Source organism: Streptomyces sp. NBC_01198 (genome assembly GCF_036010485.1).
GTDB lineage: Bacteria > Actinomycetota > Actinomycetes > Streptomycetales > Streptomycetaceae > Actinacidiphila.
In genome coordinates, this window is record NZ_CP108568.1 from 4,176,436 (window position 1) to 4,192,602 (window position 16,167).

General features: G+C 74.2%; 17 protein-coding genes and 3 tRNA genes. 15 read left to right on the forward strand and 5 right to left on the reverse strand.

The features are described 5' to 3' along the window. Positions 1-4: 4 nt before the first annotated feature. A complete protein-coding gene (locus OG702_RS18705; RefSeq protein ID WP_327290034.1) occupies positions 5-508 on the reverse strand; it encodes a hypothetical protein in 504 nt (167 codons plus the stop codon). 212 nt (positions 509-720) lie between these two features. Here OG702_RS18705 and OG702_RS18710 point away from each other — a divergent pair. From OG702_RS18710 to OG702_RS18730, 5 genes are all read left to right on the forward strand, one after another. Next, positions 721-814, forward strand: a tRNA-Ser gene (locus OG702_RS18710). Positions 815-1,003: 189 nt separating this feature from the next. Further along, complete coding sequence (locus tag OG702_RS18715) at positions 1,004-1,390, forward strand: hypothetical protein (RefSeq protein WP_327290035.1); 387 nt, start codon at positions 1,004-1,006, stop codon at positions 1,388-1,390. A 226-nt stretch (positions 1,391-1,616) separates the two neighbouring features. Next, positions 1,617-1,689: transfer RNA gene (locus OG702_RS18720), tRNA-Arg, on the forward strand. 74 nt (positions 1,690-1,763) lie between these two features. Continuing rightward, positions 1,764-2,636, forward strand: coding sequence for a GNAT family N-acetyltransferase (locus tag OG702_RS18725; protein WP_327290036.1), 873 nt, complete (start codon positions 1,764-1,766; stop codon positions 2,634-2,636). 33 nt (positions 2,637-2,669) lie between these two features. Beyond that, positions 2,670-2,744, forward strand: a tRNA-Trp gene (locus OG702_RS18730). A gap of 39 nt (positions 2,745-2,783) precedes the next feature. On the opposite strand, the gene hemC is transcribed toward OG702_RS18730, so the two are convergent. Together hemC and OG702_RS18740 are read right to left on the reverse strand one after the other, a co-directional pair. Further along, a complete protein-coding gene (gene hemC / locus OG702_RS18735; protein WP_327293282.1) occupies positions 2,784-3,755 on the reverse strand; it encodes a hydroxymethylbilane synthase in 972 nt (323 codons plus the stop codon). Between the two features lie 92 nt (positions 3,756-3,847). After that, positions 3,848-4,240 (reverse strand): hypothetical protein, encoded by a 393-nt coding sequence (locus OG702_RS18740; protein ID WP_327290037.1) that lies wholly within the window; start codon positions 4,238-4,240, stop codon positions 3,848-3,850. A 93-nt stretch (positions 4,241-4,333) separates the two neighbouring features. On the opposite strand from OG702_RS18740, the gene OG702_RS18745 reads away from it, so the two are divergent. From OG702_RS18745 to OG702_RS18755, 3 genes are all read left to right on the forward strand, one after another. Further along, positions 4,334-5,050: a histone deacetylase gene (locus OG702_RS18745; RefSeq protein ID WP_327290038.1), complete on the forward strand. Its 717-nt coding sequence runs from the start codon at positions 4,334-4,336 to the stop codon at positions 5,048-5,050. A gap of 65 nt (positions 5,051-5,115) precedes the next feature. After that, positions 5,116-5,628 (forward strand): GNAT family N-acetyltransferase, encoded by a 513-nt coding sequence (locus OG702_RS18750; RefSeq protein ID WP_327290039.1) that lies wholly within the window; start codon positions 5,116-5,118, stop codon positions 5,626-5,628. 88 nt (positions 5,629-5,716) lie between these two features. Continuing rightward, positions 5,717-6,469, forward strand: a complete 753-nt coding sequence (locus OG702_RS18755) for an aminoglycoside 3'-phosphotransferase (RefSeq protein WP_327290040.1) — start codon at positions 5,717-5,719, stop codon at positions 6,467-6,469. Here the strand turns inward: OG702_RS18755 and OG702_RS18760 are convergent. Next, entirely contained in the window at positions 6,459-7,445 is a 987-nt protein-coding gene (locus OG702_RS18760; protein ID WP_327290041.1) for a GlxA family transcriptional regulator, read from the reverse strand. The two genes, OG702_RS18755 and OG702_RS18760, sit on opposite strands and share 11 nt — an antisense overlap. A gap of 211 nt (positions 7,446-7,656) precedes the next feature. On the opposite strand from OG702_RS18760, the gene OG702_RS18765 reads away from it, so the two are divergent. From OG702_RS18765 to OG702_RS18790, 6 genes are all read left to right on the forward strand, one after another. Then, a complete protein-coding gene (locus tag OG702_RS18765) occupies positions 7,657-8,586 on the forward strand; it encodes an NAD-dependent epimerase/dehydratase family protein (RefSeq protein ID WP_327290042.1) in 930 nt (309 codons plus the stop codon). A 67-nt stretch (positions 8,587-8,653) separates the two neighbouring features. Next, the gene (locus OG702_RS18770; RefSeq protein ID WP_327290043.1) at positions 8,654-9,304 is read left to right on the forward strand and encodes an HAD family hydrolase; all 651 of its coding nucleotides are present in this window, start codon (positions 8,654-8,656) and stop codon (positions 9,302-9,304) included. 157 nt (positions 9,305-9,461) lie between these two features. Then, complete coding sequence (locus OG702_RS18775; RefSeq protein WP_327290044.1) at positions 9,462-10,271, forward strand: response regulator transcription factor; 810 nt, start codon at positions 9,462-9,464, stop codon at positions 10,269-10,271. 146 nt (positions 10,272-10,417) lie between these two features. After that, the gene (locus OG702_RS18780; RefSeq protein ID WP_442814465.1) at positions 10,418-11,899 is read left to right on the forward strand and encodes a sensor histidine kinase; all 1,482 of its coding nucleotides are present in this window, start codon (positions 10,418-10,420) and stop codon (positions 11,897-11,899) included. Positions 11,900-11,924: 25 nt separating this feature from the next. Continuing rightward, positions 11,925-13,223 carry a glycosyltransferase gene (locus OG702_RS18785; RefSeq protein WP_327290045.1) on the forward strand — a complete coding sequence of 433 codons (1,299 nt, stop codon included), beginning with the start codon at positions 11,925-11,927 and terminating at the stop codon, positions 13,221-13,223. After that, positions 13,220-15,277: a glycosyltransferase family 39 protein gene (locus OG702_RS18790; RefSeq protein WP_327290046.1), complete on the forward strand. Its 2,058-nt coding sequence runs from the start codon at positions 13,220-13,222 to the stop codon at positions 15,275-15,277. Before OG702_RS18785 ends, OG702_RS18790 begins: the two co-directional genes overlap by 4 nt. Positions 15,278-15,325: 48 nt before the next feature. Here the strand turns inward: OG702_RS18790 and OG702_RS18795 are convergent, their stop codons facing one another. Then, on the reverse strand, positions 15,326-15,787 hold the full coding sequence (locus OG702_RS18795) for a PPOX class F420-dependent oxidoreductase (protein WP_327290047.1): 462 nt from the start codon (positions 15,785-15,787) through the stop codon (positions 15,326-15,328). Between the two features lie 154 nt (positions 15,788-15,941). Here OG702_RS18795 and OG702_RS18800 point away from each other — a divergent pair, with 154 nt between their 5' ends. Further along, on the forward strand, positions 15,942-16,130 hold the full coding sequence (locus tag OG702_RS18800; protein ID WP_327290048.1) for a hypothetical protein: 189 nt from the start codon (positions 15,942-15,944) through the stop codon (positions 16,128-16,130). Positions 16,131-16,167 lie beyond the last annotated feature (37 nt).

Below are 16,167 nucleotides of genomic sequence, written 5' to 3' on the forward strand. Positions count from 1 at the left end.
CGGCTCAGGTCAGGAGCATCCGGCGGCCGCCGTCGGTGCCGCCGGCGGGCGAGGGGAGCGCGGGCACCATGCGGTTCCACCGGGCGACCTCGCAGCCGTCCGTCCTGCGGTACGACTCGTCGATCGGCACACCGTCCCACAGGCCGGTGACCCGGGCGGTCTGCGGGCCGCCGTAGATCATCGGGCACATCTGCCCGGCAGGGACCGGCGCCAGCGGCCCGCCCAGCTCGACGAGCCGCAGGCAGGCGTCCTGCTGCCCCGCCGACACGGCCGCACCGCAGTCCAGCGTGCGGGTGACCGAGAGCCCGCTGCCGTCGTCGTACGCGACGGTGAGCCGGTCCTGGAACCCGGCGATGCCGGGCCGCGGCAGCCCGACGGCCCCGGCGGACCCGGCCGCCAGCAGCGTGCCGAGGGCCGCGGCGGCGACGCAGAGGGTGAGGCGGGGGCGGACCCGGGCACCCGCTGCGGTGCCGGTCCGACTGCTGATGCGAGGCCTGGCAAGAGTCATGCCCCGTCTCTACCGCGCGCGAACCCGGCAAGCCGCCCATTCCACCCTTTCGTGGGCGTGCCGCCACCACCCGCACCCACGTGCGCCGCCCCGCCCGGGCCAACCCCTTTGCCCAGCCGACCGGCGGCCTTGTACCGTAGTCTGCGATTGGTCGCGGCCCGCAGGGCTGTGCCATCATCTGCACACGCACCCGGTCACCCGGGTCGTACCCAGGAGGCGTCGCCTAGTCCGGTCTATGGCGCCGCACTGCTAATGCGGTTTGGGCTTTACCGTCCATCGAGGGTTCAAATCCCTCCGCCTCCGCCATCTGACCAGGGAGTTCGGGCCACTCGGCGCGAGCTCCCTGAGCTGTTTCGCCGGCCGGGCGCCGGCGGCCGGGGCATACCGGCTCGACCGAACAGGCGTTCCCTGCCCGCATTGTGCGGATTAGGCACCATGGACGCCGCCCGGACAGGCGAACGACCATGTCTGGCTCAGCCATCAACGGGAGGCAGCATGAGGAGAAGCGTGGGGGCCGCGGTCGTCGCGGCGTTCTCGGTGGGGGGCCTGCTGCTGGGGAACGGGTCGGCGCAGGCCATCTCCCAGGACATCGGGTGGACCTACACGGTCGACCACAACCTCGGCGGAAGAGCGGAGTTCGTCAGCACCGGCGACGACCTCTGGGTCTGCGACGACGTGTCGGGCGACAGCTACGGAGCGGGCGCGATCCTCTACGAGGCCTCCGGCGAGGTGATGGAGACGGTCTACGACGGCGTTCCCGACGGTGACTGCGTCTCGACCAACCAGAACCTCGAAGAACAGCACGCGGTCTATATCCAGGTCTGCCTGATGCGGAGCGGCGTCAAGTACGAGTGCGCCAGGTCGCACAACGGCTACACGTGATCGTCCCGGCCCTCGGCGGACCCCGTCCCCCGCGGGCATAAGGGGCGGGCGGCGAGACCCCTCCGGGGGCCTCGCCGCCCCCCGGGATCCCGCTCCTTCCCAGGCGAGCGGGGCCTCCCGCCCCCTCCCCTGGGGCGCCCCCTTTACCGATTTCACCTCCCGCCCCGCCTCATGTAATGTTGTCTCCGCAGCCGCCGACCGGCCCAAACCGCCGCGAAGCAGCCCCGCACTCGTAGCTCAACGGATAGAGCATCTGACTACGGATCAGAAGGTTGCAGGTTCGAATCCTGCCGAGTGCACACAGCTCAGAGGCCCCCCGGGATCATTCCGGGGGGCCTCTGTGTCGTGCCGCTCCGCAAGTAAGGTGCGAGCCATGCGATTCCGCTGGGACTGGCTACGTCCGGTGGTAACGGCTCCCTACGTCCCCACCATCGGGCCCGTGCATCCCTCCGTACTCACGGAGGACCTGTTCGCCGACATCCTCCGGACCGCTGGGACCAGGCGCTTCCTGCTCTACGACAAAGACCTCCGCTGGTCCGACACGAAGGACGAACGCGTACTGGCCGAGGACATCGCGCACCGACCGGGCGAGACCCTGATCCCCACCCTCCTGGCAAGGGGCGCGGGAACGGTCAAGGTCTACGCCTACGGTGTCGAGCCCGCCAGCCGCATCACCGCCGCCGAACTCGCACAGAAGCTCTGCGTCACGCACGGCGCCGACACGGCACGCGTCGTCCGCTTCCTGGGCTCCGAGTACGCGACCCGATCCGCCCGGGGCACGCGCATCCAGCTCCGCGAGTTCTCCGGCGGGCCGCGCCCGGCGGCCGAGCCGGTTGTCTCGGCCTACGCCGACCTTTCGGTCTCAGGCCACAGGAGCTTTGCCACCTTCGGGGACACGATCGGAGAAGACGGATTCCGCTTCCTCTTCGAACGCATGCGAGTAGGCGCGGTCGGTCCTGTACTCCTCGCGGTAGTGGACGGCCGCGTGGCCGGGGCCATCTGCCCCATGGAGATCAGGCATGACGCCATCGGCCAACCACAGCTCATGCCGCAATACTTCGGCGTTCTTCCGGAGCGGCGGGGACGCGGCCTCGGGCGCGCACTGTGGCGGGCAGCGATGCGGTGGGGACACGACCATGGTGCGGCCTACCAACTCCTGCAGACCGAGGTCGGCGGAGCCTCGGACACGCTCTGCCAGGCCGAGGGGCTGACGTCGCTCGGATTCGTCATCAACGCCGAGGCTTAGGCCCGTGCCGGGCGGTTAGGATCCCGGCCGGGCGGGGTCGTAGCGCAGAGGTCGTCGCGCGCGGTCTCCAAAACCGCGAGGACGCCGGTTCGAATCCGGCCGGCTCCGTCCGCCGCCTGACGTGCCGCGCGGCCCCGCCGGGGAGGGTCAGTGGGGGATGGCCGCGATGATCTCGGCCGCGCCCTGCTGGAGGAGTTCCGCCGCGACGCGGGTGCCGAGGAGGGCCGGGTCGTTGGTGGGCTCGGCCCGGAGGTGGGCGTGGACGGAGGTGGAGCCGTCGGGGGAGAAGACCATGCCCCGCAGGCTGAGGCGTCCGTCGGGGTCGGTGGTGCAGAGGCCGGCGATCGGGCTGTTGCAGTGGCCGCGCAGCTCGTGGAGCATCACGCGCTCGGCGGTGACCTCGGTCATGGTCTTCCCGTGGTTCAGCCGGGACAACAGGGCGGCGGTTGCGGGGTCGTCGTGGCGGCACTCCAGGCCGAGGACCCCGGCTCCGACGGCGGGGAGCAGGTCGTCCACGGCGAAGACCTGCCGGCCGCGGTGGGACAGGCCGAGCCGCTCCAGTCCGGAGGTCGCCAGGATCATGGCGTCCGGCGTGGTGTCGGTGGGCTTCCTGCCGTCGAGCTTGTCGAGCCGGGTGCCGACGGCCCCGCGCACGCGTACGACGGTGAGGTCCGGGCGTACCCGGTTGACCTGGGCCTTGCGGCGTACGGCCGAGGTGGCCACGACGGCCCCCGCCGGGAGGTCGTCGAGAGTCTGCGACCCGGAGCCCTCGGGGAAGACCAGGACGTCCCGCACGTCGTCGCGGGGCAGGTAGGCGGCGAAGACCAGGCCCTCGGGCATGGGGGTGTCGCCGGGGACGTCCTTCATGCAGTGGACGGCCAGGTCGACGTCGCCGCGCTGGAGCATGGCGTCGATCTGCTTGACGAACAGCCCCTTGCCGCCGAGCCGGGACAGGTCGCCGTGCCACCGGTCGCCTTCGGTGGTGACGGGGACCAGCTCCACCTGGAGGTCCGGGTGCTCCTTGCGCAGGAGCTCGGACACGGCGGTGGCCTGGGCCAGGGCCATCGGTGAGCTGCGGGTGCCGAGCCGCAGCGTCCGGCCGGCCGGGAAGGTGGTCATCTCGCTGGCGTCCTCTCGTCCGCGTCCCACGGTAGAGGGTGGGTCCGCGGAGCCGGGGACGCGGGCCGGTACGCGGGCGGCCGGGGCCGGGGTCAGGAGACGGCGGGCAGGAAGCCGCCGCGGGCCGCGCCGGGGGCGAGCAGGGCCGACCAGTCGATCACGTCGGGGAGCCGGTCCAGGGACAGCACGATCGCCCCGCCCGCCTTCTCGACGTCCGTGCACCACTCCGCCATCCCGTCCGCCGCGGGGCTTCCGGCGGCGGCGACGACGGGGGCGGTGAACGCGGGGATGACGACACCGTGGTCCCCCGGGCCGTCCACGACGCAGAGGGTGAGCCGGGGGACGATGCTCCAGCCCTCGCAGGCGGGCAGGGTCTCGCCCGGGGCGGTCACCAGGGGCAGCGCGTCATGGACGGGCGCGCCCGCCAGCAGCAGCAGGGGCGTGTCGCCGCGCACGAACAGGGTTTGCTCAGGAGCCAGAAGCACGGCGCCACTCTGGCAGACCGGGGGTGACCGGAACGCACCGGGGGAACCGGCCGGTTGCGGCGTCGCGGCGGGCCGCGTCGTTACGATCACGGGATGGGAATGCGCGGGCCGGCCGGTGCGCAGGAGCCGCCCGGCGGGCAGGTCTGGTACGTGGCGTACGGCTCCAACATGGCGGCGGGGCGGCTGGCGTGCTACCTCGCCGGGGGGCGTCCGCCGGGCGCGGCCCGCTCGTACCCGGGGGCCCGGGACCGCCGCATGCCGGTGCGGTCGGCGACCGTCGAACTGCCGGGGGTCATGTACTTCGCGACGCGGTCGCCGGTGTGGAAGGGGGGACGGGCCTTCTACGACCCGGACGCGGAGGGGACCGTCAGGGCCCGGGCCCACCTGGTGAGCGTGGGGCAGTTCTCCGACATCGCCGCGCAGGAGATGTACCGGCCGCCCGGCCACGACCTCGACCTCGGCCCGGTCCTCGCCGAAGGCCGGGCGCGGCTGGGACCGGGGCGGTACGAGACGCTCGTCAGCCCGGGCGACCTGGACGGTGTCCCGCTGCTGACGTTCACCGCGCCGTGGCGGGCCGCCGACGTGCCGTGGACGAAGCCGTCGGCCGCGTACGTACGGCTGCTGGCCGTCGGGCTGCTGGAGGCGGGCGCGTGGGACGCGGACGGGATCGCCCGCTACCTCGCCTCCCGCCCGGGCGCCGCCGGGCAGTGGACCGCCGAGGAGATCATGCTGCTGCTCGCCGATCCCGCCGATCCCGCCGATCCCCCCGGCTCCACGGGCTCCCCGGGGCCCGCGGGCTTCACCGGCTGAACCGCTCCCGCGGTCACCTGTCGCGGTCGGGGCCGGTGTCAGACCCCCCGTCTACGGTGATCGGTATGGACAGCGTGCGCGGGACGCGGGTGGAACTGGTCGGGTGGGGCGAGGGGGACTTCTGGCTGCTCGAGCGGGCCAACGCGGCCGAGATGACGGACCATCTCGGGGGGCCGGAGAGTCCGGAGCAGCTGGCGCGGCGGCACCAGCGGTATCTGGAGATGACGGCGGGGGAGATGCTCCGGGTCGTGCTGGCGGGCAGCGGCGAGACCGTCGGGTCGATCGGCTACTGGGAGCGGGAGTGGCAGGGCGGGACGGTGTGGGAGACCGGGTGGGGGGTGCTGCCCGAGTTCCAGGGGCGGGGGCTGGCCGTGGCGGCGGCCAGGGAGGTGATCGAGGTGGCGCGCGAGGCGGGTACGCACCGGTATCTGCACGCGTTTCCCGGGGTCGATCACCCGGCGTCGAACGCGGTGTGCCGCAAGGCGGGCTTCGAGCTGCTGGGGGAGGCCGAGTTCGAGTATCCGAAGGGGAACTGGATGACCTCGCACGACTGGCGGGTGGATCTCCAGGCGGGGTGAGGAAGGGGGGCGCAGGTACGGGGCGAGGTCTGGTGCCGGGCAGGAAAACGGGTCGCTGCGGGCGGCGGGGGCGGGGGAGCATGCGGGGATGGAATATTCAGGACCGCCACAGGGCGAGGTGCCCGTCCCCGCGCCGATAGCCGAACGCTCCGGTGGGCGGCCCGTGGTGCCCGTGTGGATCAACAGATCGGGCGGCGTGACCTTCCAGCTGGGGGCCGGGGAGGGCCGGCTGTTCGCCAAGTGGGCGCCCGCCGGGTCCGGTGTCGACCTCGGGGCGGAGGCGGCGCGGCTGCGGTGGACGGTGGACTTCACGCCGGTGCCGCGGGTGGTGGACCACGGGCTGGACCCCGCGGGGGGCGGCGGGTGGCTGGTCACGGAGGGGCTGCCGGGGGACAGCGCGGTCAGCCCGCGCTGGCGGGCGGACCCGAAGACCGCGGTGCGGGCGGTGGCCGAAGGTCTGCGGGCGCTGCATGACGCGCTGCCGGTCGACGACTGCCCGTTCAGCTGGTCGGTGGAGCACCGGCGGGCCAAGGCCAGGGCGGAGGGCGACAGCGAGGTGGACCTGGTGCTGCCGGCGCCGCCGGTCGACCGGCTGGTGGTGTGCCACGGCGACGCGTGCGCGCCCAACACCCTGCTGAACGACGACGGTTCCTGGCGCGCCCACGTCGACCTGGGCGCCCTCGGCGTCGCCGACCGCTGGGCCGACCTCGCGGTCGGCGCCTGGAGCATGGGGTTGAACTACGGCCCCGGCTGGGACGACACGTACTTCGACGCCTACGGCATCGCGCCCGACCCGGAGCGCATCGCCTTCTACCGCCGGCTGGGCGGCGTCAGCCCGTGACACCCCCGGCCGCCGGCGGCGCGGCCGGGTGGTGCCAGCTCGTGCGGTAGGCGGACGGCGGCAGACCCGTTCGCCGGGTGAGGTGGTGGCGGAGGGAGTCGGGGGTCGACAGGCCGCTCAGCCGCGCCACGTGGGGGATCGGGAGCTCGGTGGTCTCCAGCAGTTCCTGGGCGCGGTTGACGCGCTGGTGCAGCAGCCACTGCAGCGGGCTCAGCCCCGTCTCGGCGTGGAAGCGGCGGGTCAGCGTACGGACGCTGGTGCGGGCGTGGGCGGCCAGGTCGGAACGGGTCAGCGGCTCGTCGAGGCGGCCCAGCGCCCAGGCGCGGGTCGGGGCCAGTGAGGTGCCGTTCTCCGGCGGCAGCGGGCTGTCGATGAACTGCGCCTGCCCGCCCGGGCGTACGGGCGCGGCCACCACCAGGCGCGCGGCGGCGTTCGCCGTCGCGGCGCCGTAGTCCTTCCGGATCAGGTGCAGGCACAGGTCGATCCCCGCGGAGAGCCCGGCGGAGGTCAGCACCCGGCCGTCGTCGACGTAGAGCACGCCCGGGCACAGCTCCACCCGGGGGTAACGGGCGGTGAACTCGGCGGACTTCGCCCAGTAGGTGGTCGCGGGGCGGCCGTCGAGCAGGCCCGCCTCGGCCAGTACGAAGGCGCCGGTGCAGATCGACACGACCCGCCGCCCCGCGGCGTAGGCGGCACGCAGCACGTCGAGCACCCGCGGGTCGATGCCGTCGCGGGCTCCGGTGCCCGTGACGATCACCGTGCCGGCGTCGGCGACGGCGTCGAGCCCGTGCGGGACGGCGATCTCCAGGCTGCCGCCCGCGGTCACCTGGCGGCCGGGCTCCGCGGTGCAGACGCGCACGTCGTAGCCGGGCTCGCCGCGTACGGTCGTCTCGCCGAGCACCAGCTCGGGGATGGTCAGGTCGAAGACGGTGACCGGCGGCACGGCGATGACGGCGACCCGGATCGGCTCGCGCACCCCACGGGCGGCGGCCGGCACGGGGCGTAAAGCCAGACCAGGCACGGGGAGTGGCGCGACGCCAGGCGCGGGAAGTGCCGCCGGGCCGGGCGGCGGGGCCGAAGGGGCCATGGCCCGAACCTCCGTAGGTTTGGCATCCGGGCCACTACTCTACCGGCGGCCCGTCGCGGAGGGTTGAGGGCGAAGCACCCACCGATGAGAGGCCAACTCCGTGTCCCAGCACGTCAACACCGCCGTCGTGGTCGGAGCCGGCGCCACCGGCTCGGCCACCGCCGTCCTGCTCGCCGAGGCCGGCGACCGGGTCCTGCTGGTCACCCGCAGCGGTTCCGGCCCCGACCACCCCCGCGTCGAACGCGTCGCAGCCGACGCGGGCGACCCCGTACGGCTCGCCGCGATCGCGGCAGGCGCCGACGTGCTGATCAACTGCGCGATGCCGCCGTACGACCGCTGGCCGACCGAATTCCCGCCGCTGGCCGCGTCGTTGCTCAGCGTGGCGGAGGCCACGGGGGCCGGTTACGTGATGCTCGGCAACGTCTACGGCTACGGGCCGGTGGACGGACCGCTCACCGACGACCTGCCGCTCGCGCCGAGCAGCGTCAAGGGCGAGGTCAGGGCCCGGATGTGGCAGGAGGCGCTGGCGTCGTACGAGGCGGGGCGGGCGCGCGTCACCGAGGTGCGGGCCAGCGACTTCATCGGCGGCGGCGCCTACTCCCCCTTCACGATCCTGGTCGGCGACCAGGTGCTGGCCGGCCGGCCCGCCGCCTACCCCGGCGACCTCGACGTCCCGCACAGCTGGTGCTACGCCCGGGACGTGGCCCGCACGCTGGTGGCCGCGGCCAGGCACGAGGACTCCTGGGGGCGGGCCTGGCACGTGCCGCCGACCTCGGACCTGCCCGTGCGCGAACTCGCGGCCCGCCTCGCCACCCGGGCCGGCGTCCCCGCGCCCCGGCTCGGGGTGATGACGGCGCAGGAGCTCGCGGCGGCCGCGAGCGCCGACTCGATCACGGCCGAATTCCCCGAGGTGCTCTACCTGTTGAACCGCCCGCTGCTGCTCGACGCCACGCCGACCGTCGAGAAGCTGGGCGTGACCGCGACCCCGCTCGACGAGGTGCTCGACACCATGGTGCGGCCCGCGGCCTGACGCCGCGGGCGCCGGGTCCGGCCGACCGATGGGCGCCGGCGGACCGGCGGGATGCTATGCAGGAGCGGTGACCACGAACCCGCCGCCGCGCCCCTTCGACGCCGTCCTGTGCGACATCGACAACGTCATCCGGCACTACGACCCCGCGCCGCTCGCCGCCTTGGAGCGTGCCGCGGGACTGGCGGAAGGCACCACGGCCCGGATCGCCTTCGCGCCCGAAGTCGACCAGCCGCTGCTGCTGGGGGCGATAACCCCGCGCGAGTGGGCGGCGTCGATCACGGTGGAATTCGCCCGGCAGGGGGTGCTCGACGAGGCCGCGGCGCGGCCGCTGGCCGCCGCGCTCGTCGGGTCGCCCTTCGCCGCCGACCAGGCGGTCGTCGGGCTGCTGCGCCGGATACGCGCCGAGGCCGGACTGCCGCTGGTCCTGGTCAGCAATGCCTCGGTCGACCTGGAGGACGACCTCACGGCGCTGGGACTCGCCGACCTGGCCGACCACGTGGTCAGCAGCGCGCGGGTCGGGCTGGCCAAGCCCGATCCGCGGATCTACGCCGTCGCCGTCGACCTGGCGGGAGTCGCGGCCGAGCGCTGCCTGTTCGTGGACGACACGAGGGAGAACGTCGACGCCGCCCTGGCCCTCGGCATGAGCGCGCTGCACTACCGCGAACCCGGCGGCCTGCACGCGGTGCTCGAACCGGTCTTCTGCGGCCCGCCGCGATAGCGCGACGGCCGGCACGGGGCAGGTACCGGGCCGGTGCGGGGCCCGGGCACGTACCGGCGACCGGCGGCGGCCCGCGGCAACCCCCGCGGGCCGGTTTCTCAGACGATTCACAGAAACGGCCAAGACTGCTCTCATAGCCCGCGCACAGTCTGAGCGCATGACGACGACACCCATAGCTCCCGCCGCCCGCGCATCCGCCGCCCAGGCCGCCGCCGCGAAGCCCGCCGGGCACGCGGTCACCGCTCCCGCCGCCGACCTGGCCCGCCCCGACGGCTCGCCGGTGCGTGTCCTCGTCGTGGACGACGAGACCCCGCTCGCCGACCTGCTGTCGATGGCGCTGCGCTACGAGGGCTGGCAGGTGCGTACCGAGGGCGACGGCGCCGGAGCGCTGCGGGCCGCCCGCGAGTCCCGGCCCGACGCGGTCGTGCTCGACGTGATGCTGCCCGACATGGACGGCCTCGAAGTGCTTGCCAGGCTGCGCCGCGAGACCCCGGACGTCCCGGTGCTCTTCCTGACCGCGAAGGACGCGGTCGAGGACCGGATCGCCGGGCTCACCGCGGGCGGCGACGACTACGTGACCAAGCCGTTCAGCCTGGAGGAGGTCGTCGCCCGGCTGCGCGGGCTGCTGCGCCGCTCCGGCGCGGCCGCCGTGCGCAACGAGTCGCTGCTGACGGTGGGCGACCTCGTACTGAACGAGGACAGCCACGAGGTCAGCCGCGGCGGCGCCAACATCCACCTGACCGCCACGGAGTTCGAGCTGCTGCGCTACCTGATGCGCAACCCGCGCCGGGTGCTGAGCAAGGCGCAGATCCTGGACCGCGTGTGGTCGTACGACTTCGGCGGCCAGGCCAACGTCGTGGAGCTGTACATCTCCTACCTCCGCCGCAAGATCGACGTCGGCCGCCCGCCGATGATCCACACCCGGCGCGGCGCCGGCTACCTGATCAAGCCGGGGGACCCCGCGTGACCTTCCCGCGCAGGCCGCGGGCGGACCCCGCACACCCAGGGGGACGCACCCACGGAGGCGGACCCCCGCACCCGCCCGCCCCCCGGCGCCGGCACCCGCACCCGCGAGGCGCATGGTCGCTGCGCCGCCGGCTCGTGGCGTCCTGCGTGGCCCTGGTCGCCGTGGTCTGCACGGTGATCGGCGCGGTCACCATCTTCGCGCTGCACGACTTCCTCTACGGCCAGCTGGACGGCAAGGTCCGCGACCTGGCCGTACGCGCGGCGGGCCCGCCCGGCGGCGGCCCCGGCTCCAGGGCGCCGCGGGAGGGCAGGCCGGCCGGCGTGCCGCTGAACTTCCTGATCGGCGGCGGCCAGCCAGGCGAGACCGTGGGCGCCGTCGTGACCGCGACGGGCCAGATCGGCCAGGCCGCGGTCAGTGCCACCGGCTCCACCGGCTCCGGCGGTCTGGTCGCGGCACCGCTCAGCGCCGCGCAGGCCGCGGCCTTCACGCACGTGCCGCTCGACGGCCGCCCGCACACCCTCGACGTGTCCGGGCTCGGCGGCTTCCGCGTCGAGGCAGCGCGGCCGTCCGCCGACGGCAGCACTGTGCTGGTCGGGCTGTCCACGAAGGGCACCGAGGACACCCTGTCGACGCTTATGTGGGTGGAGGTGTCGGTGTCGGCCGCGGGCCTGGTCGCCGCCGGACTCGCGGGCGCCGCACTGATGCGGATCGCCCTGCACCCGTTGCGCCGGGTCGCCGCGACCGCCACCCGGGTCTCCGAACTCCCGCTGGACCGCGGTGAGGTGGCGCTGTACGACCGGGTGCCGGACACCGACACCGACCCGCGCACCGAGGTCGGCCAGGTCGGCGCCGCGCTCAACCGGATGCTGGGGCACGTCGGTTCCGCCCTGCGCGCCAGGCAGGAGAGCGAGACGCGGGTACGGCAGTTCGTCGCCGACGCCAGCCACGAGCTGCGCACCCCGCTCGCCTCGATCCGCGGCTACGCCGAACTCACCCGCCGCGGGCGCGAGCCCGTCGGCCGCGACACCCAGCACGCCCTGGGACGTATCGAGTCCGAGGCGGCCCGGATGACGACCCTGGTCGAGGACCTGCTGCTGCTCGCCCGGCTCGACGCGGGCCGCCCGCTGTCCCCCGCGCCGACCGACCTGTCCCCGCTGGTCGTCGACGCGGTCAGCGACGCGCGGGCGGCGGGCGGCGGCCACGTGTGGCGGCTCGACCTGCCCGACGACCCGGCCGTCGTGCACGGCGACCCGCAGCGCCTGCACCAGGTGCTCACCAACCTGCTGGCCAACGCCCGCACCCACACCCCGGCCGGCACCACCGTCACCACCCGGGTCGCCGCGGATCCGGCCGGGAGCGTACGCCTCCAGGTGGAGGACGACGGTCCCGGCATCCCCGCGCAGTTGCAGACCGTGGTCTTCGAACGCTTCGCCCGCGGCGACGCCTCCCGTACGCGGTCCGCCGACTCCGGCGGCAGTACGGGCCTGGGCCTGGCGATCGTGCAGTCCGTGGTCGCCGCGCACGGCGGCACCGTCGCGCTGGACAGCAGGCCGGGGCGCACCGTCTTCACCGTCACACTGCCCCCGGCACACTCACAGCCCCTCCCCAGCCTCAGCACAACCTCGTGACAGGGCGGTTGGCGAGTGTCGGAGCATGCGAACCCCACTCGGCAACCTGCCCGCCCGGCAGCACCTGCCGGTCACGGGCGCAGCGCTCACGGCCGGCACCCCGGTGCTGGACGTCGTCATTCCCGTGCACAACGAGGAGGACGACCTGGGCCCCTGCGTCCGCCGCCTGCACGCACACCTGTCGGGCACCTTCCCCTACCCCTTCCGCATCACCGTCGCGGACAACGCCAGCACCGACCTGACCTCGGCGGTCGCCAGGTCCCTCGCGGACGAGATGCCCGAGGTCGTCTCCTTCCGGCTTGAGCAGAAAGGCCGCGGGCGCGCGCTGCGCGCGGTCTGGACCGCCTCCGAGGCGCCCGTCCTGGCCTACATGGACGTGGACCTGTCCACCGACCTCAACGCCCTGCTGCCGCTGGTCGCCCCGCTCATCTCCGGGCACTCCGACCTGGCGATCGGCTCCCGGCTCGCCCGCTCCTCGCGGGTGGTGCGCGGCGCGAAGCGCGAGTTCGTCTCGCGGGCCTACAACCTGATCCTGCGCGGCTCGCTCGCCGCCCGCTTCACCGACGCCCAGTGCGGATTCAAGGCGATCCGCGGCGACGTGGCACAGCGGCTGCTGCCGATGGTCGAGGACACCGGCTGGTTCTTCGACACCGAGATGCTGGTGCTCGCCGAGCGGGCCGGCCTGCGGATCCACGAGGTCCCGGTCGACTGGGTCGACGACCCCGACAGCAGCGTCGACCTGGTGCGGACCGCCAGCGACGACCTGCGGGGCGTCTGGCGGATCGGACGGGCCCTGGCCACCGGGCAGTTGGCGCTCGACCGGCTGCGCCGCCCGTTCGGCGACGACCCGCGCGACCGCGAACTGGCCGGTGTCCCCGGCGGACTTGCCCGCCAGCTGGTCGGATTCTGCGTCGTCGGGACCTTGAGCACACTGATCTACCTGGCCCTCTTCTCCTTCTTCCGGCTCGGCACCGGCTCCCAGGTCGCCAACGCCCTGGCCCTGCTGCTGTCCGCGCTGGGCAACACCGCGGCCAACCGGCGGCTCACCTTCGGCGTGCGGGGGCACGACCGTGCGATGCGGCACCAGGCACAGGGCCTGGTGGTCTTCGGCATCGGCCTGGCGCTGACCAGCGGTTCGCTCGCCGCGCTGCACACCGCGACGGCCACGCCCTCGCACGGCAGCGAACTCGCGGTGCTGGTGGCGGCCAACCTGGCGGCGACGGTGCTGCGTTTCCTGCTCTTCCGGGCCTGGGTCTTCCCCGAACCCGAACCCGAACCTGAACCCGCGCCCGCCGTCCCCACGTCCGACAGGAGTGCGCGATGACCGCGCTGACCCACCCGCCGACCGCAGGACCCGCCCCCCGCCTGCCGATCGCCCGGCGGACCTGGCGCGGCCGCCCCGACGACCCCGCCTGGGCGCGGCCGGCCCTGCTGGCCCTGCTGCTCGGCACCCTGGTCCTCTACCTCTACGACCTCGGCGCGTCCGGCTACGCCAACTCCTTCTACTCCGCGGCCGTCCAGGCAGGCAGCCAGAGCTGGAAGGGCTTCTTCTTCGGCTCCTGCGACGCCGCCAACGCCATCACCGTCGACAAGCCGCCCGCCGCGCTGTGGCCGATGGCGCTGTCCGTCCGGCTGTTCGGCCTGGGCTCCTGGCAGATCCTGGTGCCCGAGGCGCTGATGGGCGTCGGCACGGTGGCGCTGCTGTACGCGGCAGTACGCCGCCGCTTCGGCGCCGCCGCCGGGCTCGCCGCCGGTGCGGTGCTGGCGCTCACGCCGGTCGCCGCGCTGATGTTCCGCTTCAACAACCCCGACGCGCTGCTGGCGTTGCTCATGGTCGCGTCCGTCTACAGCGTGCAGCGCGCGCTGGAGGACGCCCGCACCAGGTGGCTGCTGGTCGCCGGCGGGCTGCTGGGCCTGGCCTTCCTCACCAAGACGCTGCAGGCCTGGCTGATCGTCCCCGCGCTCGCCGCCGTCTACGGGGCCTGCGCCCCCACCCGGTTGAGCCACAGGCTGCTCCAACTCCTCTACGCCGGCGGCGCGATGGTGCTGGCCGGCGGATGGTGGGTGGCGATCGTGGAGCTCTGGCCCGCGTCCTCGCGCCCGTACATCGGCGGCTCGCAGGACAACAGCTTCCTCGGCCTGACCTTCGGCTACAACGGCTTCGGCCGCATCACCGGCAACGAGACCGGCAGCGTCGGCGGCGGGGGCGGCCCCGGCGGCGGGCAGTGGGGCGTCACCGGGATCGGCCGGCTCTTCACCGCGGACATGGGCGGGCAGATCGCCTGGCTGCTGCCGGCCGCCTTCGCGCTGCTGCTGGCCGGGCTGTGGTTCACCCGGCGCGCCGGGCGCACCGACCCCGAACGGGCCGCGTTCCTGGCGTGGGGCGGCTCGCTGCTCCTGACCTTCGCGACCTTCAGCTTCATGTCCGGGATCTTCCACCAGTACTACAACATCGCGCTGGCGCCGTACATCGCGGCGGTCACCGGCATGGGCGCGGTGCTGCTCTGGCGGCGCCGGGAGACCCCCCTGGCCGCGGCCGTCCTCGCCGCGACCGTCGCGGGCACCGGGGCGGTCTCCTATGTCCTCCTCGACCGCTCCCCGTCCTGGCACCCCTGGCTGCGGTACGCCGTGCTGATCGCGGGTATCGCCGCCGCGGTGGCCCTGCTCGTTGCGCCCCACGTGCGGTTCGCCGCGCTGGCCCGCGGCGCGGCCGTCGTCGGCCTCGCGGCGGCCCTCGGCGGACCGGCGGCGTACACCCTCGACACGGTGAGCACTCCGCACGAGGGCTCCATCGTCACGGCCGGGCCCGCGGTGGCCTCCGGCGGCGGCTTCCCCGGGGGTGGCGGCGGCCCGCGCGGCGCCATGGGCCGCGGCGCCTTCCCGGGCGCGCCGGGCGGCGGGGCGGCTCAGGGCGCACCTGGCGCTGCCGGTGCTCCCGCCGGACCCGGCGCCGGCCCGCAGGGGCAGGGCCGGGGCGGCTTCACCGGCGGCCGGGGCGCCGGCGGCGGTATGGGCGGGCTGCTGAACGGCACGCAGGTCAGCTCGGCGATGACGTCGCTGCTCAAGGCCGACGCCGGCCGGTACACGTGGGTGGCAGCGGCGGTCGGCTCGCAGAACCAGGCCAGTTACCAGCTCGCCAGCGGGAAGCCGGTGATGTCCGTCGGCGGCTTCAACGGCAGCGATCCGTCCCCGACGCTGGCCCAGTTCAAGCAGTACGTGGCCGCGGGCCGCATCCACTACTTCATCGCCGGCGGCGGCATGGGTGGTGGGGGCGGTGGTATGGGCGGCTCAGGCACCGCCGCGCAGATCCAGTCGTGGGTGGAGTCCGCCTACCCGTCGAAGACGGTGGGCTCGACGACCGTCTACGACCTCTCGTAGCCCCGTCCGCGGCCCGCCCTCCGCCGCGGAGGGCGGGCCCTGCGCCGGTTACGCCAGTCGTGCGGGGAAACCGCCGGTGGACAGCGGGCCCCAGCGGTCCGGGGTGATGCGGATCAGGGACTTGCCCTGGCGGACCATCGCCTCGCGGTACTCCGCCCAGTCGGGGTGCTCGCCGCTGATGTTGCGGAAGTACTCGACCAGCGGCTCGACGGACTCCGGTACGTCCAGCACCTCCGCGGTGCCGTCGATCTGGACCCACGGCCCGCTCCACTCGTCCGACAGGACGATGACGCTGACCCGGGCGTCGCGCCGCGCGTTGCGGGTCTTGGCCCGTTCCGGGTAGGTCGAGACGACGACGCGGCCGGCGTCGTCGACGCCGCAGGTGAGCGGGGAGCCCTGGGGGCGACCGTCAGCGCGGGTGGTGAGAAGGATCGCCCGGTGCCTGGGGCGTACGAAGTCGAGGAGCTCTTCCCGCGAGACCGCGGTGTTCGTGGCGATGTTGGGAGCCATGCCCGCACTCTACGTCGCCGGCCCGCGCGGGTCCCGGCGGGCGGCCCCGGCCGGCCGCGGCTCGGCCGCCGGCGGGTGCGATGTGGGATCGGCCGCAGATGGGGGGCCTACGGGGGGTGCGGGGGATTCCGTCGACACGCTAGGGTCAGGCGGCATGTCGAACAACCCTGAGAACAACTACGACCCGGCCGGCAACACGCAGATGTTCCGCGCCTTCGTCGACGAGCAGCCGGCGCCCGCGGAGGTCCAGCGGGCACAGGCTCGACCCCGGACCGGGCTGATCATCGGACTGGTCATCGCCGTGATCGTCATTGTCGGAGTGGTCGCGCTCGCCGTGAGCTAGGGCGCGTCCCGACCACTCCGTCCCGTCCGCGAGCCGG

Excerpts from the sequence above, each read along its gene's own strand:
- OG702_RS18705 (WP_327290034.1), bottom strand. The coding sequence starts at position 508 with ATGACTCTTGCCAGGCCTCGCATCAGCAGTCGGACCGGCACCGCAGCG.
- OG702_RS18715 (WP_327290035.1), top strand. The coding sequence starts at position 1,004 with ATGAGGAGAAGCGTGGGGGCCGCGGTCGTCGCGGCGTTCTCGGTGGGG.
- OG702_RS18725 (WP_327290036.1), top strand. The coding sequence starts at position 1,764 with ATGCGATTCCGCTGGGACTGGCTACGTCCGGTGGTAACGGCTCCCTAC.
- hemC (WP_327293282.1), bottom strand. The coding sequence starts at position 3,755 with ATGACCACCTTCCCGGCCGGCCGGACGCTGCGGCTCGGCACCCGCAGC.
- OG702_RS18745 (WP_327290038.1), top strand. The coding sequence starts at position 4,334 with ATGGGAATGCGCGGGCCGGCCGGTGCGCAGGAGCCGCCCGGCGGGCAG.
- OG702_RS18750 (WP_327290039.1), top strand. The coding sequence starts at position 5,116 with ATGGACAGCGTGCGCGGGACGCGGGTGGAACTGGTCGGGTGGGGCGAG.
- OG702_RS18755 (WP_327290040.1), top strand. The coding sequence starts at position 5,717 with ATGGAATATTCAGGACCGCCACAGGGCGAGGTGCCCGTCCCCGCGCCG.
- OG702_RS18775 (WP_327290044.1), top strand. The coding sequence starts at position 9,462 with ATGACGACGACACCCATAGCTCCCGCCGCCCGCGCATCCGCCGCCCAG.
- OG702_RS18785 (WP_327290045.1), top strand. The coding sequence starts at position 11,925 with ATGCGAACCCCACTCGGCAACCTGCCCGCCCGGCAGCACCTGCCGGTC.
- OG702_RS18790 (WP_327290046.1), top strand. The coding sequence starts at position 13,220 with ATGACCGCGCTGACCCACCCGCCGACCGCAGGACCCGCCCCCCGCCTG.
- OG702_RS18795 (WP_327290047.1), bottom strand. The coding sequence starts at position 15,787 with ATGGCTCCCAACATCGCCACGAACACCGCGGTCTCGCGGGAAGAGCTC.
- OG702_RS18800 (WP_327290048.1), top strand. The coding sequence starts at position 15,942 with ATGTCGAACAACCCTGAGAACAACTACGACCCGGCCGGCAACACGCAG.